The 1,136-nt window shown below is 41.6% G+C and carries 2 protein-coding genes; both read right to left on the reverse strand.

Annotated features, from left to right (window positions below; genetic code table 11):
• Positions 1 to 221: poly-gamma-glutamate biosynthesis protein PgsC/CapC (locus tag ACE4RR_RS21500; RefSeq protein WP_375537457.1), on the reverse strand; the 221-nt coding region annotated here is incomplete at its 3' end.
• The coding region (gene pgsB, locus ACE4RR_RS21505) for a poly-gamma-glutamate synthase PgsB (RefSeq protein ID WP_375537458.1) at positions 222 to 1,136 on the reverse strand (915 nt) is incomplete at its 5' end.

The following is a 1,136-nucleotide window of genomic DNA, read 5'->3' on the forward strand; positions in this document are numbered from 1 at the left end:
CGTCCGTACAGCACCATAAATTTCGTAAGACCAAATGTTACAATCAAATATGTAATCAAGCTGATGAGAAATATCGTCAGCAGAAACACCGGCTGGTCAAATACGAGCGCAAGATAGCCCGGGACGATTAAGCCCGCGGGCATGATTCCAGTTTTTTCTGCATAGATTAAACTAAGAACTACCCCTATAACTAAAGCGATATACAAATCCGTACCAAACAATTAAATAGCCTCCTCACCGACACTGCGATGTTTTACTTGCGGCGAGTGATGAAGTGTTTCTAAAAATGCTTCTCCTGCGCCGTGAATATTACCGATACCAAACAAAGTCGTACCATGGGATTCGGCCCGTACTCTGTCCAGAACTATATCTGCACTTTTACCTTCAAGATTAATGAGCTTATCATATGGAAGCTCACCTGATTCGTAAGCTTTTAAGATTGGATGAACATTTTGGCCAATCACTATTAATTTAGTACCTCCGAGCTCTGGAAGAACTTTTTCACAAAAATCTTTCGTTCTATCTATCCGGTCTTCCCGGCAATTGATAACCACTCCTTTGTCCTCTTTAATGAAGGAAGTGGACTGGAGGTGATCCCAGATAGCGAGAGTAGACGTCGTATCATTAGCGGCAAATCCGTTAATAAAGAAGGAAGTCTTTTTGCTTAAGTCAGTAAATGGTGTCACTCTGAGAGCTCCCGGATCCGGGTTGGCATTCAGCATCCCTCTTAGAGCAGTCTCGCGACTGATATTTAATGCTTCCGCAACAGCCAGGGCAATTGCTGCATTTTCTTTGAAAATAGTATAATCAAATTTTTGTATAAACTCATGGGAGATTTTGCTGTTGTCTGCAAATACAATCTTTGTATTCCTTTCTTCAGCAATATCACAGAAGTAATCAGCGTAGACGCCCTTTGTGATTATAAGTGTTCCATTATAAGGAATAGTTGAAGCAAATCCTTCAGCAACATGATCTAATGTAGGGCCCATCACATCCATGTGGTCTTCGAAGACATTCAGGATGACTCCGATATTGGCCTGAAGAAAGGATTGCTGCAGTACATGCTGATACTCAGGGTTAATGGCCATACATTCCCCGACAAAAGCATTTGCTCCGATATCAGAAGCTTTCTTTAA

The sequence above is a fragment of the Alteribacillus sp. HJP-4 genome (assembly GCF_042139015.1).
GTDB lineage: Bacteria > Bacillota > Bacilli > Bacillales > Marinococcaceae > JBHIKY01.